Source organism: Mesorhizobium denitrificans, assembly GCF_003403035.1.
Classification (GTDB): domain Bacteria; phylum Pseudomonadota; class Alphaproteobacteria; order Rhizobiales; family Rhizobiaceae; genus Mesorhizobium_G; species Mesorhizobium_G denitrificans.
The window spans coordinates 1-24274 of record NZ_QURN01000026.1; the positions used below are offsets into that span (position 1 = coordinate 1).

The window sequence follows — 24274 nt, forward strand, 5'->3', positions numbered from 1 at the left end:
CCGCCGCTCACCGCTTTGGGGAAAGGTTCACATGGCTCAATTCTCAGTGGAAATTAGACGCCTACCCGGCTCACTTCTGGGTGGAAATCAACACCTCATCATCCTGGCGGCGGCACCCTGCACCGCGATGGTCTTCGTCTGGTCGAATCTCATGCGCGGCGAGCCGAATTTTACGCTGTCGCAGGTGGCGCTCAACGACGCGATCATGATCGTCGCCTTTGCGCCGATCGTCGGCCTGCTGCTCGGCCTGTCGGCGATTACCGTCCCGTGGGGCACCCTGTTGCTCTCGGTCGCGCTCTACATCGTGCTGCCCGTGATCGTGGCCCAGGTCGTGCGCCGGCGGCTTTTGCGGGCCGGGGGACAAGAGGCGCTTGATCGACTTTTGGGCAGGCTACAGCCCGTCTCGCTGGTTGCCCTGCTGGCCACGCTGGTCCTGCTGTTCGGCTTCCAGGGCGAGCAGATCATTGCCCAGCCGACGGTCATCGCCCTGCTGGCGGTGCCGATCCTGATCCAGGTCTATTTCAATTCGGGCCTTGCTTACTTGCTCAACCGCATTTCCGGGGAGCGGCATTGCGTGGCGGGTCCGTCGGCACTGATCGGCGCCTCCAATTTCTTCGAACTCGCCGTCGCGGCGGCCATCGCGCTGTTCGGGCTCAATTCCGGCGCGGCCCTGGCAACTGTTGTCGGCGTGCTGGTCGAGGTGCCCGTGATGCTGTCGGTTGTCTGGATCGTGAACCGCAGCAAGGGTTGGTACGAAGCCGGCCTCCCGGCCCATGCAAAGTCAATCAGGAACCCTGCCGAATGACGATCACCATCTACCACAATCCCGCCTGCGGCACGTCGCGCAACACGCTGGCCATGATCCGCCAGTCCGGCGCGGAACCGCAGGTCATCGAGTACCTGAAAACGCCGCCCACGCGCGAAAAGCTCGTCGAGCTGATCGCGGCGATGGGGATCACGCCGCGCGCCCTGCTGCGCGAGAAAGGAACGCCCTATGCCGAACTTGGCCTCGGCGATCCAAAATGGACCGACGCCGAGATCGTCGATTTCATGGTGGCGCATCCGATCCTGATCAACCGTCCGATCGTCGTCACGCCGCTCGGCGTTGTCCTGGCGCGGCCGTCGGAAGCGGTTCTGGCCATTCTGCCCAATCCGCACATCGGCACGTTCACGAAGGAGGACGGCGAGGTTGTCATCGACGCCGGAGGCACGCGCCTTGCCTGAGCATCACGATTTGTCCGAGGACTTGTTGCCCAATATCGATGAGGACCAGCTCCCGCCGATTGACGCCAAGGCGCTGTTCGACGGACCGCGCGCCATCCACAGGCCACGGGTGCTGATGCTGTACGGGTCGCTGCGCGAACGGTCCTATTCCCGCTTCGCCACGGAGGAAGCCGCGCGCATCCTGCGCCGGCTCGGGGCCGAAGTGCGCATCTTCAATCCTTCAGGTCTGCCGCTTCCCGATTCAACGTCGGCCGATCATCCCAAGGTGCAGGAACTTAGGGACCTCTCGATCTGGTCGGAAGCGCAGGTCTGGTGTTCGCCGGAGCGGCACGGCTCGATGACGGGTGTGATGAAGGCGCAGATCGACTGGCTGCCGCTGTCGATGGGCGGGGTGCGGCCGACGCAGGGGCGGACACTCGCCGTCATGCAGGTGTCGGGCGGCTCGCAAAGCTTCAATGCCGTCAACCAGCTCCGGATACTCGGGCGCTGGATGCGCATGTTCACGATTCCCAACCAGTCATCGGTGGCCAAGGCTTTCGCCGAGTTCGACGAAGCCGGGCGCATGAAGCCGTCTTCCTACTACAACCGAATCGTTGACGTGATGGAGGAACTGATGAAGTTCACGCTGCTGCTGCGCGAGCGTTCGGACTATCTGACCGACCGCTATTCCGAGCGTGTCGAAAGTGCCGAGCAGGTCTCCAAGCGGGTGAATCAACGGTCGATTTAGGAAATATCTGCCGCGAACAGGATTGCATGCGCGGCGCGGCCGGCAGATGATGTCCCGGGTCGTAACGGGCGATCACGCTTGTCGTTTTCGGGGCAGCTATGGCAACGGGATCATCCGAGGGCCTTGATGGGGGAGCGTCGGCATGAGACCGCGCGACGTTGCCTTGGCCGTTATGCCCCCCGCCTTGTGGGCGATCGCCTACACGATCGCCAAACCCACCATGCAGAGCTTTCCGCCGTTGTTCCTGATGAGCATCATCTACGGAATTACGGCGCTCGCCTTGTATCGCCCGAACCCGAAACGGCAGACCTCGCTCTGGGTCATCGTCGTCGGTTCCGTGCTGGGCGGAAGCGTGCAAAGCGGGCTGATCTTCAGCGGTATCGCGCTCGTGCCAGCAAGCACGGCAGTCATGACGGTTCAATCCCAGGTCCCCTTCGCTGTTCTGGCCGCTTGGGCAATCGGCCTGGAGCAGATCAACCCGCGCCGACTTGCCGGGATCATCCTCTCGCTTGGCGGCGTTGCCCTTGTCGTGGGATTGCCGAATTCCGTTGGCGAAATCCGGGGCCTGTTGATGATTGTTGCCGGAACCCTCTGCTGGGGTATCGCGCAGGCGATCATACGCGCCAAATCGACGGAGGCGGGCGGCTATCTCATGGGGGCAATGTCTGCGCTCGCGGTGCCGCAGATGCTGGTGATGTCGCTGTTGCTGGAAACCGGGCAACGTCAGGCCGTGCTCAATGCAAGCCTTCTGGATTGGGGCGCGATCCTCGTCTTGGCGGTGGGCGGCTTCGTCATAGCCTACACGATTTGGTACGGGTTGCTCCGCAGCTACCGCGTTGACCAGGTCGCCCCGTTCATTCTGCTGATGCCGGTCATCGGCGTGCTGCTGGCGTTTCTGTTCCTGAACGAACAGCCGTCGGCTTTGGTCCTTTGCGGAGGTGCGATTATTTTGGCTGGCCTCGGCCTCGTTGTCCGTGCGCCAAGGGAAGTAGGTCTCCAGGCCGCATAGGGTTAGCGACAATTCCAAGCCCTGTCGTATTTCGATGATTCTCGAAATTTCCTTGACGGCGTGTCCGGTAGCGGTTATTCCTTATTTCCATGAAACTCGAAAAAGCAGCCACACAGCTCGAAGCGCTCGGCAACCCGACGCGACTCCAGCTCTATCGCATTCTCGTCCGCGCCGGCGACGAAGGGCTTCCGGTCGGCAGCGCCCAGGAGAAGCTGGCCGTTCCGGCCTCGACCCTGTCGCACCACCTTAGGCGGCTCGTCGATACGGGTCTGGTGACGCAGGAGCGCCAGGCGACCACCTTGATCTGCCGCGCCAATTATCCCGGCATGAACGCGCTAATCGGCTATCTCGCGGACGAATGCTGCGCCGACGCGAAATGCGCGCCGACTGCGAAGAAAGCGATCGCATGACCGCCCTTCTTTTGCCTGACTAATTCGAAGATACCAGAAGGATCGAAGACATGGATATGACGGCAAACCTTCCCGTAGCCGTGATCGGTGCAGGCCCCGTCGGCCTAGCTGCTGCTGCGCATCTGGTGGAGCGCGGCCTGCGTCCCGTCATCTTCGAACAGGGTTCGCGTGTCGGGGCCGCCCTTCTCGCATGGGGCCACGTCCGGGTCTTTTCGCCATGGATCTACAATATCGATGCGGCGGCGCGCGCGCTGCTTGATCGTTCCGGTTGGATCGCGCCGAACGAAGGCGGCCTGCCCACAGGCGGGGAGATCGTGCGGGACTATCTGGAACCGCTCGCCGCGTTGCCGGAGATCGCCCCCAACCTGAGGCTCGGGGCGACGGTCACCGCCGTTACCCGGCAGGGCCATGACAAGGTCTCAAATGAAGGCCGCAAGGAGTCTCCCTTCGTCATCCGCTATGAGGATGCCGACGGCGAACACCGCGTTCTGGCGCGTGCGGTGATAGATGCTTCCGGAACATGGTCGCGGCCGAACCCGATCGGCACCGACGGCTTGGCCGTTCTCGGCGAACGCCAGGCGGCGGCCCGCATCGCCTACGGCATTCCCGACGTGGTTGGCCGCGTACACGGCGACTATGCCGGAAAGCGCGTGCTCGTCATCGGCGGCGGGCATTCCGCGATCAACGTGGCGCTGGCGCTCATGGAGCTTCAGGGCGTGGCTCTGGGGACGGAAATTTTCTGGGCGCTGCGCCACAACAGCGTCGAAAAACTTCTCGGCGGCGGCCTCAACGACCAATTGCCCGAACGCGGCGCGCTCGGCCTTGCCGCCAAGCAGGCAATGGAGGATGGGCGACTGAACATGCTTACTGCCTTCGCCGTCAATCGTATCGCGACCAAGGGCGACGGCCTTCTGGTCGAAGCGACGCTTGCGGGGAAGCCCTTCAGCCTTGCCGTCGACAGGATCGTGGTGACGACGGGGTTTCGGCCCGACCTTTCTTTCCTCGGCGAGCTTCGCATCGCACTCGACCCGGTTGTTGAAGCGCCGCCTGCACTGGCTCCCTTGATCGATCCGAACTTCCATTCCTGTGGGACGGTACCGCCGCACGGCGTAGACGAACTTGCCCATCCCGAACCCGGCTTTACCATCGTCGGCTCTAAGTCCTACGGCCGCGCGCCGACCTTCCTGATGGTGACGGGCTACGAGCAGGTCCGTTCGGTCGTTGCCGATATTGCCGGAGACCACGAGGTCGCGCGCGAGGTGCGACTGGTTCTCCCTGAGACCGGGGTGTGTAGTGCCGTCCCCCTCACGGAGCCTGAAGCAGCCGTCTGCTGTGGCGGACCCGCTTCCGCCGAGGTCGAAGCCTGCTGCGTCAAGGACGCGGAAGCGAAGATGGAAGGCGGGTCTGGTTGCGGATGTGGCTCCGTCGAGGCGGCGGACACAAAGCCTGCCGCCGAAGCCGGATGTTGCCGGAGTGCCGCGTGACGTCCACTGCGATCGATGACGAGGCGCGAAAGCGCAATGCCGGGGCAGGGCGGCTGATCACCGCTCTCGGCATTGCCCAGATATGTTCCTGGGGAACGCTCTATTATTCCTTCGCGCTGATGGCCGAAGCGATGCGGATCGATCTCGGCTGGTCGAAGACCGAGATTTACGGTGCGGCGACCCTTGGCCTGACGCTTGCGGGCCTCGCGGCCTATCCGGTCGGCGCGGCCATCGACCGGGGGCAAGGCCGTACCGTCATGAGCCTTGCTTCGGTGGGGGCCGGCCTTTTGCTGTTCGCCTGGTCGCAGGTGTCGAACGTCATCGTCTTCTACGCCATCTTCGCCGCCATCGGCTGCTTGCAGGCCGCGACCTTCTACGAGCCCGCCTTCGCGGTCATCGCCCGGCGTGTCGGTTCGGGAAACGCGCGGCGCGGCATCACCACCCTGACATTGTGGGGCGGCTTCGCCAGCACCGTCTTCATCCCGTTGATCCAGTTCCTCATCGACTGGGTCGGCTGGCGCGACGCGCTGATGGTTCTCGGGGCCATCAACATCGTCGTCTGCGGCGGGCTCTATTTCTTGGCTATCGATCCCGCCAAGGACTATGCGGTCCCTGAGCGCCAGCCGCACGAAGCGCCTCCGCTGGCGGGTCGCAAGGCTGTCGCGTGGGCGATGCGTCGCCCTGTATTCTGGGCACTCATGGTCGCGCTTGTCGGCTATGAAGCCGCCTTCGCCGCGCTGACTTTTCACCTTTATCCGCTGTTGCTCGAACGCGGGCTCGACACCGCAGGCGTGGTCACGGTGCTGGCGGTGATAGGCCCCGCGCAGGTGGCAGGACGCATCCTGATAATGTTGTTCGCATCCAACGCCCCGATCCGCAGGGTTGGTTCCGTGATCGTCATCGCCTTCCCGCTCGCCGTCGTCGGCTTCGCGTTGGCCCCGCCGAACGTGGCGATCATCGCCGGGATCGCCGCCTTCTACGGCGGGGCCAACGGCATGATCACCATTGTTCGAGGCCTTATGGTGCCTGAGATGATCAGTAGGGATGCCTACGGGGCGATCAACGGCGCGCTGGTTGCCCCGATGAACATCATGCTGGCAGTTTCCCCCTTGGCCGCCGCATGGATATGGTCGGCGACAGGCGGCTACGATGCCGTCCTCATCGCAATCGGTGTGGGCGCATGTGTGTTGTGTGTGGGTTTTTGGGTTGCCGCCGCCTTAAGCCGTGTGAAGGCGCAGGGCTGAAGATAGGTCCATCCGTACCCTTATGGCCAGCCAGACGGCTCTTGGCACAGAAGCACAATCACGCCGGCGTATTCTGACGCGGCGACAAAGTGTCGATGATGCGGCAGTCCGCGACGATATTACACCCGCAATCGTCGATCACCCGGTCAAGCTCGGCCTTCAGGGCTTGCAGGTCGGCGATCTTTCGCTCGACCTCCTCGCGGTGCTGCTTAGCAATGGTATCGACAGAAGCGCAGGACTGGCTTCTATCATCCGACAGGGCGAGGAGGGCTCGAATTTGGTCTAGCGAAAAGCCAAGGTCTCGCGCCCGTCGAATGAAACTCAAGCGATTCAGATGCGCTTGGTCATAGGACCGATAATTGCCCTCTGTGCGGGACGGAGCCGGCAGCAGTCCGGACTTTTCATAGAATCGGACAGTCTCGACCTTTGTCCCTGTCTCCCGAGCCAGATGGCCGATCGTCAGAATTTTTGCGTTCATCGCTTGACCCTGTAGTGACTACAGGCCTCAGATAAGGCGTCACATCGGGAATGTCGAGGTGACGAAATGACTACTGCAAGCACCATGAAGCTACAGATCGAAGGCATGGATTGCGCCTCCTGCGCGCTGAAGATCGAGACCGCCATGCAGCGCCTGCCAGGCGTAAGTGACGTAAGCGTCAGTTACGCTTCCGGCACGCTTGCGCTCAGTGTTGATGAAGACCGCACCCAGCTTCATACGATTGAGGACAAGATCAGGGCGCTCGGATACCAGCCCCTCGGCATTGCCCCTGCTGCCAAACCTGCCTTACCCGCCAAACGCGCGAAAGAGATTTGGTGGAAAAGCATGAAGGCGAGGCTCGTCGCCATGACGGGGGCACTGTTCGCCGTCGCCTTGATCGCCGGTTGGCTCATGCCTGAATGGGATACATGGCTGTTTGCCAGCGCCGCGCTGATCAGCATCGTTCCGTTTGCGCGGCGTGCAATTTCCGGCGCGCTACAAGGGTCGCCCTTCACTATCGAGACGCTGATGTCCGTCGCCGCCCTCGGAGCCGTGGCGATCGGTGAGGCAGAGGAAGCCGCTGTTGTCATCTTTCTGTTCGCGGTGGGCGAGCTTCTGGAAACCGTCGCGGCGGGCCGTGCGCGGGCAGGCATCGAGGCGCTGATCGACCTCGTGCCGCGTACGGCGTTGCGACTGACTGTGGCCGGCGAGACGGTGAGCGTGCCGGTGGAAGAACTCGCTATCGATGACCGTGTTGTCGTCCGTCCTGGCGACAGGGTGCCTTCCGACGGCGTCGTCGAGGAGGGGGCTTCCGAGGTCAACGAGGCCCCCGTAACGGGCGAATCCGTTCCTGTTCTCAAGGAGGCGGGCGCAAAAGTGTTTGCCGGGTCAATCAACGCCAATGGCGAACTGCGCGTCCGGATCACCCACGCGGCCGCCGACAACACCATCGCGCGCATCATCCACATGGTCGAGGAGGCGCAGGAGTCGAAGGCACCCACCGCGCGCCTGATCGACCGCGTCTCACGCTGGTATACGCCAGCGGCGATGGTCTTCGCCGCGCTGATCATGATCGTGCCGCCGCTGGCGTTTGGCGGCGACTGGATGACATGGGTCTATCGTGGGCTCGCCACGCTTCTGATTGCCTGTCCTTGTGCGCTGGTGATTTCCACCCCTGCCGCAATCGCGTCGGGCCTGGCTGCCGGCGCGCGACAGGGCCTCCTCATCAAGGGCGGCGCGGCACTGGAGACGCTCGGCAAGGTCACCACGGTCGCCTTTGACAAGACGGGTACGCTGACGCGCGGCCATCCCCGGGTGACCGACATTGTAGCTCTGGCCGGGTCCGAGGATGAGGTGCTGGCCAAAGCGGCGGCCGTCGAGCGGAACGTCAGCCATCCATTAGGCTTGGCGATTGTCGAGGCGGCCACGCAACGTGCTCTGGCGGTTCCTGCGACGTTCGGCGGTGGCCTTGCCGTACCAGGCAAAGCTGTGACGGCACGGCTAAAATCCGGTTTCGCCTCGGTCGGGTCTCCGCGCCATGCCGCCGAGCACACCGACGTTGAGACCGATATCCGCGATCGCATCCATGCCTTGGAAAGCGAGGGTAAGACGGTTGTCGTCGTCATGGCGGGCAAGACCATCGAAGGCCTTATCGCCTTGCGGGACGAGCCCCGCGACGATGCGGCGGCCGGCGTGCGGCGGCTCAAGGATCAGGGTGTCAGCGTGGTGATGCTGTCGGGCGACAACCAGCGCACGGCTAGTGCCATCGCCGGTACCCTCGGCCTGGAGGCGCGGGGCGAACTTTTGCCCGATGCAAAGCTCGCCGAGATCGCCAGGCTCAAGGAGGCGGGCCCGATCGCCATGGTCGGCGACGGCATCAACGACGCCCCCGCGCTCGCCGCCGCCTCGGTCGGCATTGCCATGGGCGGCGGAACGGACGTCGCACTGGAGACGGCGGATGCCGCCCTTCTCCGGGACCGGGTGGAAGGGGTGGCCGACCTGATCCTGCTTTCGCGGGCGACGCTCGGGAACATCTGGCAAAACATTACCCTGGCCCTCGGCCTCAAGGCCGTCTTTCTCGCCACCACGCTGTTTGGCGTGACCACGCTCTGGATGGCAATCCTTGCCGATACGGGAGCAACGGTGCTCGTCACCGCGAACGCGCTGCGTCTTCTTGCCTATCGGCCATCACGATAATCGGAAGGAAACAGACTTGTTCAAGAAAACCACAGCGGTTCTTGTCGCGTATGTCACCCTTGTCGGGCCTGCTTCAGCGCATGATTTCAAGGTCGGCGTGATTGAAATAAATCATCCCTGGTCACGACCGACACCGCCATTCGCTCCTGTGGCCGGCGGCTACATGACCCTCAAAAACAGTGGCCCCGACAGCGACCGTCTCGTGCAGGTGACGTCGCCCATCGCCGCGCGCGCGGAAATTCACCGTTCCGCGGTTGAGGACGGCGTGGCCAGTATGCGGCCAGTGGATGGGCTTGCCCTGGAGCCTGGCGTGACCGTCGATTTCGAAGCGGAAAAGCTCCACATCATGTTCATCGGTCCCAAGCAGCAGTTGCAGGACGGAGACAAGTTCCCGGCGACACTCGTTTTTGAGAAAGCTGGGACAGTCGATGTCGAATTCGTAGTCCAACGCAAGGCAAGCGAACCGGCGGCCGAAGACCATTCAGGGCATGGGAGCTCAAATTGAGCGCCGTGAAATTATTTCGGATCGCGGTCTGGACGGCGATCGCCCTGCTGTGCGGCATACTGATCGGCTTTAGCGGCTATCTCCCTGGCACCAATTCCAAAGAGGCCTTAGGGACAGGAACGGCACGCTTCGGCGGCCCGTTTCAACTGACTGCGCACAGCGGTGAGGCGATCGACAACGCGACACTGGCGGGAAAACCATATCTGGTTTTCTTCGGGTTCACCCACTGTCCGGATATCTGTCCGACGACGCTGTTCGAACTTACCGATCTGATGGCCGAGATGGGGCCGTTGGCTGACCGCTTCACTCCGCTTTTCATCACGGTCGACCCGGAACGTGATACGCAGGAGGTGCTCGCACAATACATGACGGCCTTTGACCAGCGCATCGTCGCGCTGCGGGGGAACCAGGCGGAGACGGATGCGGTAGTAAAGGCGTTCGCGGCCTATTACCGCAAAGTGCCGATCGAAGGTGGCAGGTACACAATGGACCACACCGCAGGCATTATCCTGATGGATGCGAAGGGTAACTTCGCGGGCACGCTCGACATCCATGAACCGCGCGACACGGTACTGGCGAAACTTCGGCGCCTTGCCGGTGCCTGACAGCGCAGTTGATGATTTTGGTTATCGGGCAAGCCAGACGGGGCCTGCCACCAGCCCAGGCCCGCTCGTGGGGAATGTCGCTCAACCGATATTCCCAAATGCGGGGAACGTTTCGAGCAGCCAGAAGGCAAATCGTGACATTTGCCCTGTGACCATTGCTGCGCCCATCGCGATCATGATGCCGCCAGCGATGGGCTGAAGCACCCGACCGGCGCGACGCATACGCGGCAGGCTGCCCATCAGCGTCTGGGTGAACATCGCCGCCAGAACGAAGGGAATGCCGAGGCCGAGGGAATAGAGGGCGAGCAACGCAACCCCGTCAGAGGCGGTAGCCGATATTGCGCCAACTGTCAGGATCGTGCCAAGGATAGGGCCGATGCACGGAGTCCAGCAGAATGCGAAAGCCAGGCCCAGCAAATAGGCTCCGATGGGGCCGCCTCCCGTGATTCGTCCATGATAGCGTGCGTCCCGCAGCAACCAAGGAAGACGTATCCATCCGGTGGTGAACAATCCGAACAGGATGACGGTTATCCCGCCGATGATTCCTGCCTCGTAACTGTAGGACCGCAGCACGCGGCTCAGTGTTGTCGCGCCGGCACCCAGGGCTATGAACACGGTCGAGAAGCCGAGCACAAAGAAAAGGCTGAGAAGGGCTACGGCAGCTTTGCTGGTCGCGGTCGCTTTCGCGCGCGTACCGCCCGAATTGCCGGCGATAAACGATACATAACCAGGAACGAGCGGCAGCACACAGGGCGACAGAAACGAAACTGTTCCCGCGGCGACGGCGGCCGCGATGCTGATGTTGGAAATCTCAAACGCCATGCGCCGATGACTGCACCCTGAAGTGGCTACAGGGTCAAGTCAGTTACGTGATTTCCCACAATGGCGGGCTGCAGAGAGCGTCGAAGTCGATGGGACAGGGCAGGGGTTGCCTCGCCTTCGCGATTTGATCGCCTGGACGGGCACGCGGCCCTTGTCGTCGGCCTCGGCTCCAACAAGGGTCGCTTCAAAGACGGTTGGCGTCACCATCCGTTGATCACTTTCTGATGAACGCCTATGCAGTTCCTCTCCGCTGTGACATGTCTTTGGTCGATGAAACCTTGGTTGTTCGCGAGTCGCCTTGTTCTGGCGCTGGCCCTTTTGGGGCTGGTGCTCGGGCCTATGGGTGCTGCGTCGGCTGCTCCGACTACGGCCGCACAGACGATGGCGTCGATGGCCGACGGCATGGCCTGCTGCCCTGACAGTCAGCCTGCGGTCCCGGACTGCGGCAGTGACTGCCCTTTAGCGGTCCTGTGTGTGTCTGCCATCCCCGGCATTTCGGTTCCGGAAACCTCGTCGTTCCTGATCCGCCTGCCGATCCAGAATGAATTCCGCGAGGGCCGGGAAAGGGTTCTCGCTTCGCTTATCGGCGAACCGCCGCCAAGACCTCCCCAAGCCTGACTGTCATCTAGGCGCTTTTGGCGCCTGAACCCGTGCTGCCGACCGCTGCACGGGCGGAGTGGTATGGCGTTTGCCATGCTCAATGCCGTGCGCAAGCGCGGATCAATGACAGTCGGAATTTTCAAATCATGAAATCGATATTTGCACTTCGCGCCACGACGTTGGCGCTCGCATCCCTCATCGTGGCTTCCCAGGCGACCAAGGCCGCGCCCGAAGACTACGAATTCCAGCTCGTCGAGAACGAGGTCAAGCCAGGCAGCGAAGCCATTGTCGCCGTCAGGCTGGTCGACAAACGGACGGGGGCTCCGGTGGAGAATGCCGTCATCTTCACTACTCGCATGGATATGGCTCCCGGCGGAATGGAGGCGATGACCACGCCCGTCGAGACGGTGCCGTCGGAGCAACCCGGTATTTATCGCTTCAAGACGAATCTCGTCATGTCGGGAGATTGGCGCTTCTCGATCGCCGCCAAGGTGCAGGGCGAGACCGGTACGATCGAGAGCAAACTGATCGTCACGGCCGCGCAATGAGCAGAGCTGGCTCCTTCCTGACCCTCGCCGTTGTGGCGGCGGGGGTCGGGGCGGGCGGATACTGGGCCGGACAGCACAATCTGTCCGCCGCTTCCGCCATGCAGACGATCAGGGCGAGCATCGCGGGTGCCGAGGCGGAACCGCTGACAGCGGTTGGGAGCCAGGCTCCATCCGGCCCCGTCATCTATTACCGTCATCCGGACGGCGATCCGTCCTATTCGCGGACACCGAAACACACCGAAGACGGGCGCGATTTCCTAGCGGTCCTGGCGAGCGAAGATCTGAGCTTCGAAGATCGCCCCAAGCCGGAGGTGAAGACGGCCGGTGGCGAGGTGGCGGAACCGGGCGGTCGAAAAATTCTCTACTACCGAAACCCTATGGGCCTGCCCGATACGTCGCCGACCCCGAAGAAGGACTCGATGGGGATGGACTATCTCCCCGTCTATGACGGCGAGGCGGAGGACGGGTCGATCGTCAAGGTTTCGGCCGGGAAACTGCAGCGGACCGGCGTGAAGACTGCGCTTGCGACCAGGAGCGTTATCGTACGCCCGATCCGCATTCCAGGAACCGTGACCCTGGACGAGCGACGTGTCAGCGTCGTCTCGACCCGCACGGAAGCCTTCATTGAAAAGGTGGCTGACATCACGACCGGGGAAGCAATCGAGAAAGGCCAGCCGCTCGTCCGCTTCTATGCCAAGGAAATCGCCGCGGCAGGCGCTCTGTACGCAGCCGACCTCAAGAGTGGAGGCGGCAGAGCCGGGGCCGCTGGCAGTCTGCAACGTCTCGAAAACCTCGATGTTCCGGCGGAAACGATCGCCGAAATCGAGAAGACGAAGAAAGTGCCGCTCTCCGTCACGATCACGGCGCCGCGCGGCGGCGTGGTGCTGGAAAGAATGGCCGTGGACGGGATGATGGCCGCGGCGGGACAACCCTTGTTCCGGATTGCCGACATCTCGACGGTCTGGGTCACGGCGAACATTTCCGAATATGAACTCAACGCCGTTCGTGTCGGGGACGCGGCTTCGGTTCGCGTCCGCAGCCTTCCGGGCAAGGTGTTCACAGGCAAGGTCAGCCTGATCTACCCGGAAATCCAGAGTCAGACGCGTACCGCAACACTGCGCATCGAACTTCCCAATCCGGAAGGGCTGCTCCTCGCCAACATGTATGCCGAGGTGGAGATTGCAACGGGCGGCACCAACCCTGTGGTGACGGTGCCCGACAGCGCCGTCATCGATACAGGCGACCGCCAGGTCGTCATCGTCGCCAAGGGGGAAGGCCGTTTCGAGCCACGCGACGTGAAGATCGGCGCGCACGGTGAGGGGATGACCGGGATCATGAAGGGCGTTGCCGAAGGCGACCGCGTCGTCGTTGCCGCGAATTTCCTGATCGATGCCGAAAGCAATTTGAAGGCGGCACTGAGCGCATTTACGCCTGCGGAGGCGAAGCCATGATCGCCAAGCTCATCGCCTGGTCGGCACGCAACCTGGTCCTCGTCTTTTTCGCCGCCGCACTTGCCTCCGCCGCAGGTGTCTATGCGGTCAAGACGCTGCCGCTCGATGCCATCCCCGATCTCTCCGACGTTCAGGTCATCGTCTTCACCGACTATCCAGGTCAGGCCCCGCAGGTGGTCGAAGATCAGGTCACCTATCCGCTGACGACGTCGATGCTGACCGTTCCAAAATCCAAGGTGGTCCGTGGCTTTTCGTTCTTCGGGGTCTCGTTCGTCTATGTGATTTTCGAGGATGGCACCGATCCCTACTGGGCGCGCAGCCGTGTGCTCGAGTACCTCAATGCCGCCGCAAGCCGATTGCCGACGGGTGTCACGCCGACGCTCGGACCGGACGCGACGGGCGTGGGCTGGGTCTATCAATACGCCGTCGTCGCCAAAAAGCTCTCGCTAGCGGAACTGAGGTCGCTGCAGGACTGGGTCATACGCTTTGCCGCTTCAAAAGCCGAGGGTGTGTCCGAGGTCGCGAGCATCGGCGGTTTCGTCAAGCAATATTCGATCGTCGTCGATCCGGCGCGAATGCGTGCCCAAGGTGTGACGCTTTCGGAAATCGGCGAGGCGGTCCGCACCAGCAACATGGATACGGGCGGCCGTACGGTCGAGATTTCCGAATTTGAATTTATGGTTCGCGGACGCGGCTATCTGAAGGGTATTGCCGACATCGAGAGCATCGTGCTGAAGACCGTTGGCGGCGTTCCGCTGCGGCTTGGTGACGTCGCCAAGGTCGAGATCGTTCCGGACGAGCGGCGGGGCATCGCCGAACTCAATGGCGAAGGCGAAGTCGCCAGCGGCATTGTTCTGCAACGCGTCGGCTCGAACGCCTTGACCGTCATCGACAATGTCAAGGAACGCCTCGCCGAAGTCGAAAAGAGCCTGCCGGGAGGCGCGAAAATCGTTCCTGTCTACGACCGCTCCAAGCTTATCGAGGCGGCGATCGAAACCCTGAAATCGACGCTGATCGAGGAAAGTATCGTGGTGGCCCTCGTCACCATCCTCTTCCTGCTTCATGTCAGGAGCGCCCTGGTCGCCATCATCATGTTGCCCGTCGGCGTCCTGATGGCGTTCGTGGCGATGAAACTCCTTGGCATCGGCTCCAACATCATGAGCCTCGGCGGCATTGCCATCGCCATCGGCGCGATGATCGACGCGGCGATCGTCATGATCGAGAACGCGCACAAACATCTTGAACGTGCGAGCCCGGACAAGCTCCGCATCCAGATCCTGATCGAGGCGGCCAGCGAGGTCGGACCGGCGCTGTTCTTCAGCCTGCTCATCATTACCGTTTCATTCTTGCCGATCTTCACGCTCGAAAGCCAGGAAGGCCGCCTGTTTGGCCCGCTCGCCTTCACCAAGACCTTCTCCATGGCGGCGGCAGCCCTTCTTTCGGTGACGTTGGTGCCGGCGCTGATGGTCATCTTCGTACGCGGGAGGATCATCCCGGAGCACAAGAACCCGATCAACAGGCTGCTGATCGGCATCTATCGCCCGATCATCGCCAGGGTTCTTAACGCAAAGACCTTCACCATCCTGGTCGCGATCGCGGCCCTTGTCGTCACCGTCTGGCCCGCGCGCGAGCTTGGCAGCGAGTTCATGCCGGACCTCGACGAGGGCACGCTGATGTATATGCCGACCACCTTGCCGGGGATTTCGGTCACCAAGGCGGCCGAGTTGATGCAGATGCAGGACCGGATCATCAAATCCTTTCCCGAGGTGGAATCCGTCTTCGGCAAGGCGGGTCGGGCGCAGACCGCGACCGATCCCGCACCGACGGAAATGTTCGAGACCATCATCAACCTGAAGCCCAAATCGGAATGGCGGCCGGGCGTCACCTCCGAAAGCCTGAAGACCGAGATGGACGCGGCACTGCAGTTCCCGGGCGTTTCGAACGCCTGGACGATGCCTATCCGCGCCCGTATCGACATGCTGTCAACGGGTATCCGTACCCCGGTGGGCGTCAAGGTCTATGGCACCGACCTTGCCGAAATGGAAAAGGTGGCACGTCAGATCGAGGCGGTGCTGCGGACGGTTCCGGGAACGTCGAGCGCTTATGCCGAGCGGGTTATCGGCGGCTATTATCTCGACATCACCCCAGACCGAACAGCGCTTGGGCGCTACGGCCTGTCCGTCGGCGCTGTCCAGGACGTGATTTCCATGGCGCTCGGCGCGAAAGTCATCACCTCCACGGTGGAGGGTCGCGAACGCTACGGGGTAGCCATCCGCTATCCGCGCGCGTTGCGCAGCGACCCGAGAGCGATCGCCCGTGACGTGCAGGTCGCTTTGCCCGGCGGCGGCTTTGTGCCACTCGGCGAGGTGGCCAAGGTCGAACTCACGCGCGGCGCGACTTCCATCCGCACCGAAAACGGGCAACTCGCCGTCTATATCTTCGTCGACATTGCCGGCCGTGACCTCGGCGGCTATGTCGAAGCGGCTCAGGCTGCGGTCGAGAGCGAGGTGAAGCTGCCGCCCGGTTATTCGGTCGCATGGAGCGGGCAATTCGAATATCTTCAGCGGGCCGAGGCACGCCTGAAGATCGTCGTGCCCGTCACGCTCGCGCTGATCTTCCTGCTGCTCTACCTCAACTTCCGCACGCTCAGCGAGACGCTGATCGTGATGTTGTCACTACCTTTCTCGCTTGTCGGCGGCATCTGGCTGATGTGGTGGCTGGGCTTCAACATGTCGGTCGCGGTGGCCGTCGGCTTTATCGCGCTCTCGGGTGTTGCTGCCGAAACCGGGGTCATCATGCTGATCTATCTCGACCACGCCTGGCTGGAGGCCAAGGCAAGGGCTGTGGCGGAGAACCGCGGTCTGACGTTGGACGATCTCCATGCGGCCATCATGGTCGGCGCAGTCGAGCGTGTGCGGCCGAAGATGATGACGGTCGTCGCCATCATGGCAGGCCTGTTGCCGATCCTGTGGAGCACGGGGACAGGTTCGGAGGTCATGCAGCGTATCGCCGTGCCGATGATCGGCGGGATGATCTCCTCGGCCGCCCTGACCCTGATCGTCATCCCGGCGGTGTACGGCATCGTCAAGGGCTGGGCGCTGCCGAAACAGGCTGCTGTCGAGCGGCCAGAGATTGAAGCGTCGTCGTCCGAGCTTAAACTCGCTGCGGAGTAGGCGTTGCGTGTCGACAGCATCGAGCGCGGAGACCGCACCTTAGCTCTTGCCAGCCGCCGGTAGTGCGGCTAGCGCAATACAAAGGATCATCATGACCAATCTACAAAGCACCATCACTTGTCCAAGTTGCGGGCATCAAGAGATGGAAACAATGCCCGTCGACGCCTGCCAGTTCTTCTATGACTGCAAGGGTTGCGGCATGCTGCTGCGCCCGAAGGCGGGCGATTGCTGCGTGTATTGTTCGTACGGCTCTGCCCCGTGCCCGCCGATCCAGGAAGCGCGGGAAAGCCACGCGTCAGGGAATTGCTGTACAGTTCCGTAGATTGGCGGGCGGCATCATCCGGTTCATCTTCATCGCACCGAATGGCATCGCGGGACGCCACGCGCATTCCCTGCCGCGTGATGCGTCGCTCTCACTCATCGACGCATCAGACCCTTGACCTTCCACCTGCTGGAAGGCGCACGATCCCTTGATGAAGAGAGATAAGGCGATGCGTCAGAGCTGGCCGCCTCTCGATGGTTCGATACTGGCGGCATTCAAAAGCGCGCAGGATTCAGGCAGGCTTGACGTTGCCGAGCTTCTCTTGCGCGCGCTGGAATGCTTATGCGGCGGTCCGGTCGAAGGCAGTGCCGTACAGGATGCCTATCGGCTGATCTGCGATTGCAGCGAACCAGAACCCTTGCAGCACGAGAAGTCGCGTCGCCGCAAAGACTGACGACGCACCGGCTTTGTGCGGATGGCGGCATTCCTGCCGTCTTGGCGCTACCTATTGATCCGTTGGCATGGCCGCCTTGTTGGTAAGCCCGTTGACATACATGACCAGGTTGAGCGGGTCGAACCTCAGACCATGGAACTTGGCAGCAAAGCGCCCGCCGCGGTCGATGATATGGGTGACCACTCCGTGCATCTGCTGGCCATCATCGACCGGATCGAAGCGCTGGTTGTATTCCTCGGCGAGCTCGCGAGTCGCATCCGCGGCCTGCCCCGGCCGCGTGGTCAGGAACAGCCAGTTGCGCGGGTCAAGCCCATGCGGGGGCCCGTAGGCCTTCAGGATCTCCGGCGTGTCCGCCGCCGGATCGGTGGTGACCGTCAGGAACTGCACCATGTCTTTCATCGGCGTGGCATTTACCATTTGCTGCACCCTGGCGATCAGGTCGGAATGCAGCGGGCAGACATCGGTGCAACTGGCGAAGAGGAAATTGAGCACGACGATCTTGCCGGCGAAGTCCGCGAGGCGGACGGGCGCGCCGTCGGCGTCGGCCAGCTCGAATCCGGGCGCTGCGGGCGCGTCGATCACCTGGAAATACTTCTCCGCGCTGCCCATCAGTCTGTCGAGATCGGCCCCCGGGTGATGGGCATGTGCCGGAAGCGCGAGTCCCGGGATGGCGGCCATCGCAAGCAGAAGGGCTCTTCGGTTCATTTCCGCTCTCCGGCTGCATCGGTGCGTTCGCACGGTGCCTGGCACGAAGGCGCCTTCGCATGCGGCATATTGCGATGCATACAGACGCCGAGCGCGCACATGACGGCGCAGGGAAGCACGGCCAGGACGAGGGAGGCGAGGCCGGCCGCAACGAGCCAGTCCCATCTCGACCAGAGGGTGACGGCAAGCGCCGAGAGGCCGACGAGCAGCCAGGCAGGCGTTCGCAAAGCGCGCAGCAGCCTTGCTGCGGTTTCGGGTGAAGAGAGTCCGGATTGCACCGTCATGGTGTCTGGTTCCTTTGCTGATGTCGTTCGATCGCACGTGTCAGGAAGGCGATCATTTCCGGTGCGTCCCACGTGGCGGGTCCGGTGAGGCGCGCCAGCTCGTTTCCGTCCGGACCGATCAGGAGCGTGGCTGGCAGCCCGAAGAGCGCCAGCGAGCGAAGAGCGGCCCCATCCTGGTCGATGAAGACCGGAAGGCTGACCCCGATCTCGTCAAAGAACTTCCGGACCGCACCGGCACCGGCGCGATCCACGGAGAGGGCGACAACCTCGAAACCTTCGCCGCCGAGCCGCTTCTGCAAGCGGTCGAGCGTCGGCATTTCGGCGCGGCAGGGCGCGCACCACGTTGCCCAGACATTGAGCAGCACCATCTTGCCGCGCCAGGACTCCAGTGTTCGTGGCGCGCCCGACTCGTCGGCGAAGACGAGTTCGGGCACGGGTTGCGGCTCCCCGTGCAGGATCATACCCGCAGGCTCCTGCGCCAGCGCGCCCGCCACGGCAAGGATGGCCATGGCCATCGCCAACAGGATCGCCTTCATTGTGTCTTCTCCTTCTCCCGGCGGCTCATGCCCGCCTGATAGGCACGCTCGCGCTCTGGCCACGTGCTCTTGATGAAGGTCAGGACAGCCTCGATCTCCCCATCGTCCATGACCGCGCCGAAAGGCGGCATGTCGCTCTTGTAGCCGTTGCCGACCACGGCGGCGGGCCCTTCCTTGGTGATGCGGAAGAGCACACCGTCGGGATGGTGCCAGGTATGTCCGGAGGCGTCGTGTGGCGGTGCGGGCATCCGACCCGTCGCAAGCGGGCTTTTCCAGTCGGGCTGGCCTTCCAGCTTGGCCCCGTGGCAACTGGCGCATTGCTGCGCATAGAGTGCACGGCCGCGCGCGACGGTCGCAGCCGACGGCGCGCTGTCACCCGCGCCGAATGGCCAGCTCCACGCCAAGGCAAGCCCGATGATCGCCGCGCCGAGCGCGGCGGCAGCCATGGCGATGCGGTTCATTTGCGGCTGCTGAAGAAGACATACTTGACCAGTGCCGTCGCCCCGAGGGCGAGCACCACGACAGCAAGCAGCCAGACCAGGCCCATGCCCCACATCATCATCGCGCCCATGCCATCCATCATGCCGTTTGGGCCGTTCATCATGGTTCGTTCCTTTCATACGCGCCGCGGCGGACCTCCCGCATGCCGGGAACCCGCGCTCGGCGGGGCTTCTATTCCTTTGCGTAAATCCCGCCCACGGTGCCGGACTTGGTGATCTCCAGCATCTCGAACGGCGCTTCCTGCGCGCCGCTCATGCCGGGTGATCCCAGAGGCATGCCGGGCAGCGTCACACCCTTGATGTCGGGTCGTTCGCTCAAGAGCTTCCTGACCGTGTTGACGGGCACATGGCCGCTGACGACATAGCCGTCGATCATCGACAGATGGCAGCCCTGGAAGTCGTCGGGAATCCCAGCCTCGCGGCTCATGGTGACAAGATCGTGCGTCGGCTTGACCGTGACGGTGAAGCCGTTGTCCCGCAGATAGTCGGCATAGCCCTCGCAGCAGCCGCATAGCGGCGACTTGTAGAGCGTGACGTCCTTGCTCTCGTCGGCATAGGCCGCGCCCGCAGCGATCAGCAGCGCGGCGAGAACGACAGGTTTCAGCATGGTGCGCATTGGCGGTTCTCCTTTTCTGTGAGGGTATTTTCAGGCGACACGGAAGACACCCATCATGCCCGCGGCCTGGTGTTCGAGGATGTGGCAGTGGATCATCCAGTCGCCGGGGTTGTCGGCGACGAAGGCGATCTCGACTTTTTCGCGCGGGGCCATCAGTACCGTGTCCTGCCATTCGCGGTAGCGGGTTGGCTGGCCGTTGCGCGAGAGCACCCGGAACGAGTGACCGTGCAGGTGGATCGGGTGGTGCCAGGCCGTCGCATTGGTCATGGCGATGACGTGCGCACGATCCCGCTCCAGCGTCAGCATCGGCTTCATGACATGGCCTTCGGCGGCGACCCCGTTGATGAACCAGATGCCGCCCGTGTGCATCATGTCCATCATCATGCCCATATTGCCCATCATGCCGCCGCCCATCCCGCCGGAGGAACCCTTGCCCATGCTGCCGCCCATCTCCTGCATCACCATGGTGCCCATCATGCCGCCGTTGAAGGTGACCTCATGCCGGATTGCCGCGGTCATGTCCGGTTCCCGCAAGGGGTTTGGCGGCAGGACGACAGGCCAGTCGGGCATCTTGTCCCTGAGTGGCGTATCGGCATAGGCGAGATCGACCAGGCGATACTCCAGCCCCTCATAAAAGCGGTCGGTCACGGAAACGCGGCTTCCGCTGGCGGCCGTCATGTCGAGGATGACGTCGGCGCGCATGGCCGGGCCGAGCACGACAAGCCCGCCATCCGGCGCATGGGGTTCGACCGGTTGCCCGTCGAGCGCAGCGATGATCGGCTTGTGGTCCGCAAAGTCGAGCCCGAAGATGCGCGCATTGGCGGCATTGATCAGCCGCAGCCGGATGCGCTCGCCCCTGCGTACCGCGAATGCATCGGGAACGTGGCCGTTGATGGTGACGGTGTTGCCAATGCGGCCGCCATGCATGGCATCGTGCATGTTGCCGAAGTCGTCGCTGATCTCGGCCGATTTTGTCAGCCGCCAGTCGCCAAGCACCCAGGTCACGTCGCGATCGACCCGGATCGGCTCCGGCTCCTCGATGATCAGCGGGCCATAAAGACCGCGCCCGACCTGCTCGAAGCTGCGCTGATGCGGATGGTACCAAAAGGTCCCGGCATCGACCGCGTCGTATTCATAGACGAAACTCTTGCCGGCATCGATCGGAGGCTGCGTCAGGTACGGCACGCCGTCCATGGCGTTGGGAACCCGCACGCCATGCCAGTGGACGGTGGTTTCCTCGGCGAGGCCGTTTTCGACCGTGATCCGCAGACGCTCGCCCTGTTTCACGCGGATTTCGGGGCCGGGAACGCTGCCATTGTAGGACCAGGCGGGTGTTTCCGCATCGGCTGCCGGCAGCAGACGGACACGGCCCGGGGCCGCGCGCAGCGTGACCTCGCGCAGCGGCGCGGCCTGGGCGGGTGAGGGGGAATGCAAGGGCATCATTGCCCCGGCCGCAGCCGCGGCGGATGAGGCAAGGAAGGCGCGACGCGTCAGCGTCGGCAGGCGGAATTTCGACATGGTACGGTCATCCTGAAGTTGCTCGTCGGATCGCATGGCGGCGGCGCAGGCGGTGCGCGCGTTCATGCATGACTGGCGATCATGAGCGGCGTTGAGGCCGACCATGACACATGCTGCCGCAAGCCGGACGCTTGTCCGGCGGCGTCAGCTCAGGATGATGGTTCGGGGAGGATAGGGTTGCGGCGGCCCGGTGCGACCGGCGGATTCTTTCACCGGAGAAACGGCGACGTCGATTTGGGCAGCAGGAAGATTAATCCCGGCGACCGGTGCGATCGCGATCAGCGGAACCACGCATGCCTGGTCACAGGCAAGGCTGTTGCCGGTGTCGGACGGGCAATCCTGGCAATCTCCCATGGCTCCGTCGGCCATGGCGATGGCCGACATTTTCAGGGACATGCTGGTCGCGCCGGCCGCATTCGCCACCGTGCCCGCAGCGAATACTGTGAGCAACACGATTACGAGCATGCGGGCGAGGTTGCGCATGGCCTTGGTGGTAATCTTCTTTCTAGCGCTTGTCCAGATCGACGAGATCAGGGTCAGGACCCGGGATTTTCGGTAAGGTGACAAAGAAGGGGTGTCTAGCTGAGCTTCAATCCGAGTTTCTTGCGTTGCGCGGGCTTCGCCGCCTTCTTCACAGACGCGGGCTTGCGCCCAAGCCCCATCGTTTTCGCTAGCGCCGATCTTGCTGCCGAGTAGCTCGGCGCCACCATCGGATAGTCGGATGGCAGGTTCCACTTCTGGCGGTATTCGTCTGGCGTCAGGTTGTGGTGCGTCGCCAGATGGCGCTTGAGCGATTTGAACTTCTTGCCGTCCTCGAGGCAGACCAGGAAATCCGGCGTCACCGACTTCCGAATTGAAACTGCAGGCGCGAGCTTTTCCTCGGCCACGGTGCTGGTTAGGGATCCCAATCCACATAACGCCGCATGGGTGTCTGCGATAAGGCCGGGAAGATCAGAAACCGGAACAGGGTTATTGCTGACATAGGCCGCCACGATATCGGCGGTCAGCTCGATCAAATCTTGTTCCGCAACGGTAGGTTCGTCGGTCATCGCTCTATCCAGGTAAGATTTCATTCAAGGTAGCTCAGGCGGTTCGCCACGTGGTTACAGCAAGAACACTCGTCTGCAAAATTCGGCAGACCGTACGGCAATAGGATGCGGATGCTTGTCGCTGAAGTGGCAGCAGTCCGATCGTGCGATGTGGCTCCTGTAGCGAGAACCATTTCCCCGCTCTTATCGGCTTAATTCCCTAGTTCCAGTCCTAACCGATCCGATCAACCCCAAGGGGTCGGACTACGCATAGCGTGCCGCCGCTCATGGCTTCGCCATCCCGGTGACGGCGGTCTGGCCTGGACCCAACGGGCGCCTGTCGAGCGGGGAATGGTCCCCGCCAAGTACGGGAGCCACAGCAATGTCACACGATCTCAGCCTCGCCCAGAACCACGCTTGGAACCTTGCCCGCACCCTGATGACGCCGGTCATCCTCTTCAAATCCGAAAACGACGAGTACGGCGTTCTTCCTGAAGACAACCTCGATGGCGATGAGGTCAACGCCCTCTACCTCTACGATCCCTACATTGGAGCCCAGCCGGTTCAATGAACCGGCTTTTCCGTCCGGCGTGCCGCAATCAGGCGGCAGCCGGCAAGGGAGGCTGCGCCGCGGCTGAAGAGATGCTGCCCGCATATTTGCAGTTGTCAGCCGCGCCCTTGCCGGCTTTGCTGTTCGCGGCTTTCGCGGAATATTCCGCAAATTATGCGGAGGAGATCGGTTTTGAGAAGTATGAAAGGTCCGGCGCAAGGCGGCGGAGAGAACAATGGAAAAGGCGGATATTGAAGAGCTACGCAGCCAGGTCAGTTGCGCAGCGGTGCTGGAGACGGCGGGCTTTGCTGTTGATCTCAAGGAGAGTACGCGCAAGGCCGTGAAGTATCGCCGGTGTGATGACATCATCATTGTCATCCACGATGGCAAGGGCTGGTTCGATCCGCAGTCGGATGCCAAGGGCGATGTCTATTCGCTGGTTCGGCATCTGGATGGCTGCGACTTCCTGGAAGCCTTCGTGCAGGTCGCGTCCCTGGTTGGTTTTGAGCCAAACGAGCCTGAATGGAAGCGACAGTCCCGTGCTGCGGAAGCCGACCTATCCATTCCGGGGCGCTGGGAAGCGCGGCGCAAGCCTTGGCGTGGATCGGCCACCTGGCGGTATCTGCGCGACGAGCGCCGTATCCCGGAGCAGGTTATCCGAACGGCAATCGCCCAGAATGTTTTGAAGGAAGGGCCCTACGGCAGCATGTGGGCAGCCCATACCAATGCGACAGGTTTCGTCACCGGCTGGGAGGAACGTGGAGCGCAATGGCGCGGCTTTGCGAATGGCGGCGGGAAATTGCTATTCCGGCTCGGCTCACAACGAGCCAGCCGCATCTGCGTCACCGAAGCGGCCATCGACGCCATGAGCCTGGCGGCAATCGAGAAGTCCCGGCGCGACACGCTCTATACCAGCACCGGCGGCGGCTGGTCGCCAGCGGCGGAAGCCGCCCTTCAGGCGTTGGGTGAGCAGCCGGACGCACGCCTTGTTGCGGCCACCGATGCCAATCCACAGGGCGAGGTCTTTGTCGCGCGCCTGCGTGAGCTTGCCGGCGAAATCGCCTGCGACTTCGAGCGGTTGAAGCCGGCTGCTGAAGACTGGAACGCGATGCTGCAGAATGCGGCGTCTGCCTGACAGCAGGGTCATCTCGCGTGCCCAATCAGGGGAGAGGAGAAGATACAGATCAGGAATCCAGAGGAGAAAAAATGAAACCCGGCTGCCGCATGTCCATCGGCCGCGTCAAGGGTGAAGCTTCGCCCGGCTTTGCCGGCCCTTGACCCGCCCGGGCGGAGAGGCGGCCTTGGGGGAGGGGTCATGAAGGCCTGACGATGATTGTGAGTCCCA

The 24274-nt window shown here is 62.7% G+C and carries 29 protein-coding genes; 18 read left to right on the top strand and 11 right to left on the bottom strand.

From position 1 onward, the window contains the following. From DY251_RS20520 to DY251_RS20550, 7 genes are all read left to right on the top strand, one after another. Positions 1-805, top strand: an 805-nt coding sequence (locus tag DY251_RS20520; protein ID WP_425373326.1) for an arsenic resistance protein, incomplete at its 5' end; no start/stop codon positions are given. Further along, positions 802-1224 carry an arsenate reductase (glutaredoxin) gene (arsC, locus tag DY251_RS20525; protein WP_116625776.1) on the top strand — a complete coding sequence of 141 codons (423 nt, stop codon included), beginning with the start codon at positions 802-804 and terminating at the stop codon, positions 1222-1224. The genes DY251_RS20520 and arsC, both read left to right, overlap by 4 nt. Then, positions 1217-1951 (top strand): arsenical resistance protein ArsH, encoded by a 735-nt coding sequence (gene arsH, locus DY251_RS20530; protein WP_281004490.1) that lies wholly within the window; start codon positions 1217-1219, stop codon positions 1949-1951. Before arsC ends, arsH begins: the two co-directional genes overlap by 8 nt. 142 nt (positions 1952-2093) lie before the next feature. After that, positions 2094-2960 carry a DMT family transporter gene (locus DY251_RS20535; protein ID WP_116625777.1) on the top strand — a complete coding sequence of 289 codons (867 nt, stop codon included), beginning with the start codon at positions 2094-2096 and terminating at the stop codon, positions 2958-2960. An 89-nt stretch (positions 2961-3049) separates the two neighbouring features. Next, complete coding sequence (locus DY251_RS20540) at positions 3050-3370, top strand: ArsR/SmtB family transcription factor (protein WP_116625778.1); 321 nt, start codon at positions 3050-3052, stop codon at positions 3368-3370. Between the two features lie 50 nt (positions 3371-3420). Continuing rightward, positions 3421-4854, top strand: coding sequence for an NAD(P)-binding domain-containing protein (locus tag DY251_RS20545; RefSeq protein WP_116625779.1), 1434 nt, complete (start codon positions 3421-3423; stop codon positions 4852-4854). Beyond that, complete coding sequence (locus DY251_RS20550) at positions 4851-6098, top strand: MFS transporter (protein WP_245416065.1); 1248 nt, start codon at positions 4851-4853, stop codon at positions 6096-6098. Before DY251_RS20545 ends, DY251_RS20550 begins: the two co-directional genes overlap by 4 nt. Before the next feature lie 58 nt (positions 6099-6156). Here the strand turns inward: DY251_RS20550 and DY251_RS20555 are convergent, their stop codons facing one another. Next, positions 6157-6576 (bottom strand): MerR family transcriptional regulator, encoded by a 420-nt coding sequence (locus DY251_RS20555; RefSeq protein WP_116625781.1) that lies wholly within the window; start codon positions 6574-6576, stop codon positions 6157-6159. Positions 6577-6642: 66 nt separating this feature from the next. Here DY251_RS20555 and DY251_RS20560 point away from each other — a divergent pair, with 66 nt between their 5' ends. Genes DY251_RS20560 through DY251_RS20570 form a run of 3 tightly spaced genes read left to right on the top strand, consistent with a single transcriptional unit; the run spans position 6643 to position 9882 of the window. Continuing rightward, a complete protein-coding gene (locus DY251_RS20560) occupies positions 6643-8772 on the top strand; it encodes a heavy metal translocating P-type ATPase (RefSeq protein ID WP_116625782.1) in 2130 nt (709 codons plus the stop codon). 16 nt (positions 8773-8788) lie between these two features. Further along, entirely contained in the window at positions 8789-9277 is a 489-nt protein-coding gene (locus DY251_RS20565) for a copper chaperone PCu(A)C (RefSeq protein WP_116625783.1), read from the top strand. Between the two features lie 5 nt (positions 9278-9282). Next, complete coding sequence (locus tag DY251_RS20570) at positions 9283-9882, top strand: SCO family protein (protein WP_245416068.1); 600 nt, start codon at positions 9283-9285, stop codon at positions 9880-9882. Between the two features lie 81 nt (positions 9883-9963). Here the strand turns inward: DY251_RS20570 and DY251_RS20575 are convergent, their stop codons facing one another. Further along, on the bottom strand, positions 9964-10704 hold the full coding sequence (locus tag DY251_RS20575; protein WP_116625785.1) for a cytochrome c biogenesis CcdA family protein: 741 nt from the start codon (positions 10702-10704) through the stop codon (positions 9964-9966). A gap of 282 nt (positions 10705-10986) precedes the next feature. Here DY251_RS20575 and DY251_RS20580 point away from each other — a divergent pair, with 282 nt between their 5' ends. The 6 genes from DY251_RS20580 to DY251_RS20605 all read left to right on the top strand — a co-directional run bounded on the left by DY251_RS20580 (position 10987) and on the right by DY251_RS20605 (position 17192). After that, on the top strand, positions 10987-11322 hold the full coding sequence (locus DY251_RS20580) for a hypothetical protein (protein ID WP_147307491.1): 336 nt from the start codon (positions 10987-10989) through the stop codon (positions 11320-11322). 128 nt (positions 11323-11450) lie between these two features. After that, positions 11451-11852 carry a FixH family protein gene (locus DY251_RS20585; protein WP_116625787.1) on the top strand — a complete coding sequence of 134 codons (402 nt, stop codon included), beginning with the start codon at positions 11451-11453 and terminating at the stop codon, positions 11850-11852. Further along, positions 11849-13303 carry an efflux RND transporter periplasmic adaptor subunit gene (locus DY251_RS20590; RefSeq protein WP_116625788.1) on the top strand — a complete coding sequence of 485 codons (1455 nt, stop codon included), beginning with the start codon at positions 11849-11851 and terminating at the stop codon, positions 13301-13303. Before DY251_RS20585 ends, DY251_RS20590 begins: the two co-directional genes overlap by 4 nt. Beyond that, positions 13300-16476 carry an efflux RND transporter permease subunit gene (locus DY251_RS20595; RefSeq protein ID WP_116625789.1) on the top strand — a complete coding sequence of 1059 codons (3177 nt, stop codon included), beginning with the start codon at positions 13300-13302 and terminating at the stop codon, positions 16474-16476. The genes DY251_RS20590 and DY251_RS20595 overlap by 4 nt, the downstream gene beginning before the upstream one ends. A gap of 91 nt (positions 16477-16567) precedes the next feature. Then, entirely contained in the window at positions 16568-16798 is a 231-nt protein-coding gene (locus DY251_RS21850; protein ID WP_116625790.1) for a GDCCVxC domain-containing (seleno)protein, read from the top strand. Positions 16799-16949: 151 nt separating this feature from the next. Beyond that, entirely contained in the window at positions 16950-17192 is a 243-nt protein-coding gene (locus DY251_RS20605; protein ID WP_147307492.1) for a hypothetical protein, read from the top strand. 51 nt (positions 17193-17243) lie between these two features. Here the strand turns inward: DY251_RS20605 and DY251_RS20610 are convergent, their stop codons facing one another. The 9 genes from DY251_RS20610 to DY251_RS20650 all read right to left on the bottom strand — a co-directional run bounded on the left by DY251_RS20610 (position 17244) and on the right by DY251_RS20650 (position 22400). Continuing rightward, on the bottom strand, positions 17244-17897 hold the full coding sequence (locus DY251_RS20610) for an SCO family protein (protein ID WP_199498902.1): 654 nt from the start codon (positions 17895-17897) through the stop codon (positions 17244-17246). After that, the gene (locus DY251_RS20615; protein WP_116625793.1) at positions 17894-18181 is read right to left on the bottom strand and encodes a hypothetical protein; all 288 of its coding nucleotides are present in this window, start codon (positions 18179-18181) and stop codon (positions 17894-17896) included. The genes DY251_RS20610 and DY251_RS20615 overlap by 4 nt, the downstream gene beginning before the upstream one ends. Continuing rightward, positions 18178-18717, bottom strand: a complete 540-nt coding sequence (locus DY251_RS20620) for a TlpA family protein disulfide reductase (protein ID WP_116625794.1) — start codon at positions 18715-18717, stop codon at positions 18178-18180. Before DY251_RS20620 ends, DY251_RS20615 begins: the two co-directional genes overlap by 4 nt. Next, on the bottom strand, positions 18714-19178 hold the full coding sequence (locus DY251_RS20625) for a c-type cytochrome (RefSeq protein ID WP_116625795.1): 465 nt from the start codon (positions 19176-19178) through the stop codon (positions 18714-18716). Before DY251_RS20625 ends, DY251_RS20620 begins: the two co-directional genes overlap by 4 nt. Continuing rightward, positions 19175-19321, bottom strand: coding sequence for a hypothetical protein (locus DY251_RS21525; protein ID WP_158553297.1), 147 nt, complete (start codon positions 19319-19321; stop codon positions 19175-19177). Before DY251_RS21525 ends, DY251_RS20625 begins: the two co-directional genes overlap by 4 nt. Positions 19322-19389: 68 nt before the next feature. Further along, complete coding sequence (locus tag DY251_RS20630) at positions 19390-19833, bottom strand: DUF411 domain-containing protein (protein ID WP_116625796.1); 444 nt, start codon at positions 19831-19833, stop codon at positions 19390-19392. A 30-nt stretch (positions 19834-19863) separates the two neighbouring features. Continuing rightward, a complete protein-coding gene (locus DY251_RS20635) occupies positions 19864-21351 on the bottom strand; it encodes a multicopper oxidase family protein (protein WP_116625805.1) in 1488 nt (495 codons plus the stop codon). Positions 21352-21495: 144 nt separating this feature from the next. Continuing rightward, positions 21496-21834: a hypothetical protein gene (locus DY251_RS20640; RefSeq protein WP_147307493.1), complete on the bottom strand. Its 339-nt coding sequence runs from the start codon at positions 21832-21834 to the stop codon at positions 21496-21498. A 95-nt stretch (positions 21835-21929) separates the two neighbouring features. After that, the gene (locus tag DY251_RS20650) at positions 21930-22400 is read right to left on the bottom strand and encodes a Ros/MucR family transcriptional regulator (protein WP_116625799.1); all 471 of its coding nucleotides are present in this window, start codon (positions 22398-22400) and stop codon (positions 21930-21932) included. A gap of 361 nt (positions 22401-22761) precedes the next feature. Between DY251_RS20650 and DY251_RS20655 the strand changes: the two genes are divergently transcribed. Beyond that, entirely contained in the window at positions 22762-22950 is a 189-nt protein-coding gene (locus DY251_RS20655; protein WP_116625800.1) for a hypothetical protein, read from the top strand. Between the two features lie 214 nt (positions 22951-23164). Continuing rightward, the gene (locus DY251_RS20660; RefSeq protein ID WP_116625801.1) at positions 23165-24064 is read left to right on the top strand and encodes a DUF3991 and toprim domain-containing protein; all 900 of its coding nucleotides are present in this window, start codon (positions 23165-23167) and stop codon (positions 24062-24064) included. Positions 24065-24274: the final 210 nt, after the last annotated feature.

Bases quoted from the DNA above. Each gene is read 5' to 3' on its own strand.
- DY251_RS20610 (WP_199498902.1), bottom strand. From the start codon at position 17,897: ATGAACCGAAGAGCCCTTCTGCTTGCGATGGCCGCCATCCCGGGACTC.
- DY251_RS20590 (WP_116625788.1), top strand. From the start codon at position 11,849: ATGAGCAGAGCTGGCTCCTTCCTGACCCTCGCCGTTGTGGCGGCGGGG.
- DY251_RS20655 (WP_116625800.1), top strand. From the start codon at position 22,762: ATGTCACACGATCTCAGCCTCGCCCAGAACCACGCTTGGAACCTTGCC.
- DY251_RS20640 (WP_147307493.1), bottom strand. From the start codon at position 21,834: ATGCGCAACCTCGCCCGCATGCTCGTAATCGTGTTGCTCACAGTATTC.
- DY251_RS20650 (WP_116625799.1), bottom strand. From the start codon at position 22,400: ATGACCGACGAACCTACCGTTGCGGAACAAGATTTGATCGAGCTGACC.
- DY251_RS20605 (WP_147307492.1), top strand. From the start codon at position 16,950: ATGAAGAGAGATAAGGCGATGCGTCAGAGCTGGCCGCCTCTCGATGGT.
- DY251_RS20555 (WP_116625781.1), bottom strand. From the start codon at position 6,576: ATGAACGCAAAAATTCTGACGATCGGCCATCTGGCTCGGGAGACAGGG.
- DY251_RS20635 (WP_116625805.1), bottom strand. From the start codon at position 21,351: ATGTCGAAATTCCGCCTGCCGACGCTGACGCGTCGCGCCTTCCTTGCC.
- DY251_RS20560 (WP_116625782.1), top strand. From the start codon at position 6,643: ATGACTACTGCAAGCACCATGAAGCTACAGATCGAAGGCATGGATTGC.
- DY251_RS20575 (WP_116625785.1), bottom strand. From the start codon at position 10,704: ATGGCGTTTGAGATTTCCAACATCAGCATCGCGGCCGCCGTCGCCGCG.
- DY251_RS20660 (WP_116625801.1), top strand. From the start codon at position 23,165: ATGGAAAAGGCGGATATTGAAGAGCTACGCAGCCAGGTCAGTTGCGCA.
- arsC (WP_116625776.1), top strand. From the start codon at position 802: ATGACGATCACCATCTACCACAATCCCGCCTGCGGCACGTCGCGCAAC.
- DY251_RS20625 (WP_116625795.1), bottom strand. From the start codon at position 19,178: ATGAACCGCATCGCCATGGCTGCCGCCGCGCTCGGCGCGGCGATCATC.
- DY251_RS20545 (WP_116625779.1), top strand. From the start codon at position 3,421: ATGGATATGACGGCAAACCTTCCCGTAGCCGTGATCGGTGCAGGCCCC.
- DY251_RS20535 (WP_116625777.1), top strand. From the start codon at position 2,094: ATGAGACCGCGCGACGTTGCCTTGGCCGTTATGCCCCCCGCCTTGTGG.
- DY251_RS20595 (WP_116625789.1), top strand. From the start codon at position 13,300: ATGATCGCCAAGCTCATCGCCTGGTCGGCACGCAACCTGGTCCTCGTC.
- DY251_RS20630 (WP_116625796.1), bottom strand. From the start codon at position 19,833: ATGCGCACCATGCTGAAACCTGTCGTTCTCGCCGCGCTGCTGATCGCT.
- DY251_RS20540 (WP_116625778.1), top strand. From the start codon at position 3,050: ATGAAACTCGAAAAAGCAGCCACACAGCTCGAAGCGCTCGGCAACCCG.
- DY251_RS21850 (WP_116625790.1), top strand. From the start codon at position 16,568: ATGACCAATCTACAAAGCACCATCACTTGTCCAAGTTGCGGGCATCAA.
- DY251_RS21525 (WP_158553297.1), bottom strand. From the start codon at position 19,321: ATGATGAACGGCCCAAACGGCATGATGGATGGCATGGGCGCGATGATG.
- DY251_RS20620 (WP_116625794.1), bottom strand. From the start codon at position 18,717: ATGAAGGCGATCCTGTTGGCGATGGCCATGGCCATCCTTGCCGTGGCG.
- DY251_RS20585 (WP_116625787.1), top strand. From the start codon at position 11,451: ATGAAATCGATATTTGCACTTCGCGCCACGACGTTGGCGCTCGCATCC.
- DY251_RS20615 (WP_116625793.1), bottom strand. From the start codon at position 18,181: ATGACGGTGCAATCCGGACTCTCTTCACCCGAAACCGCAGCAAGGCTG.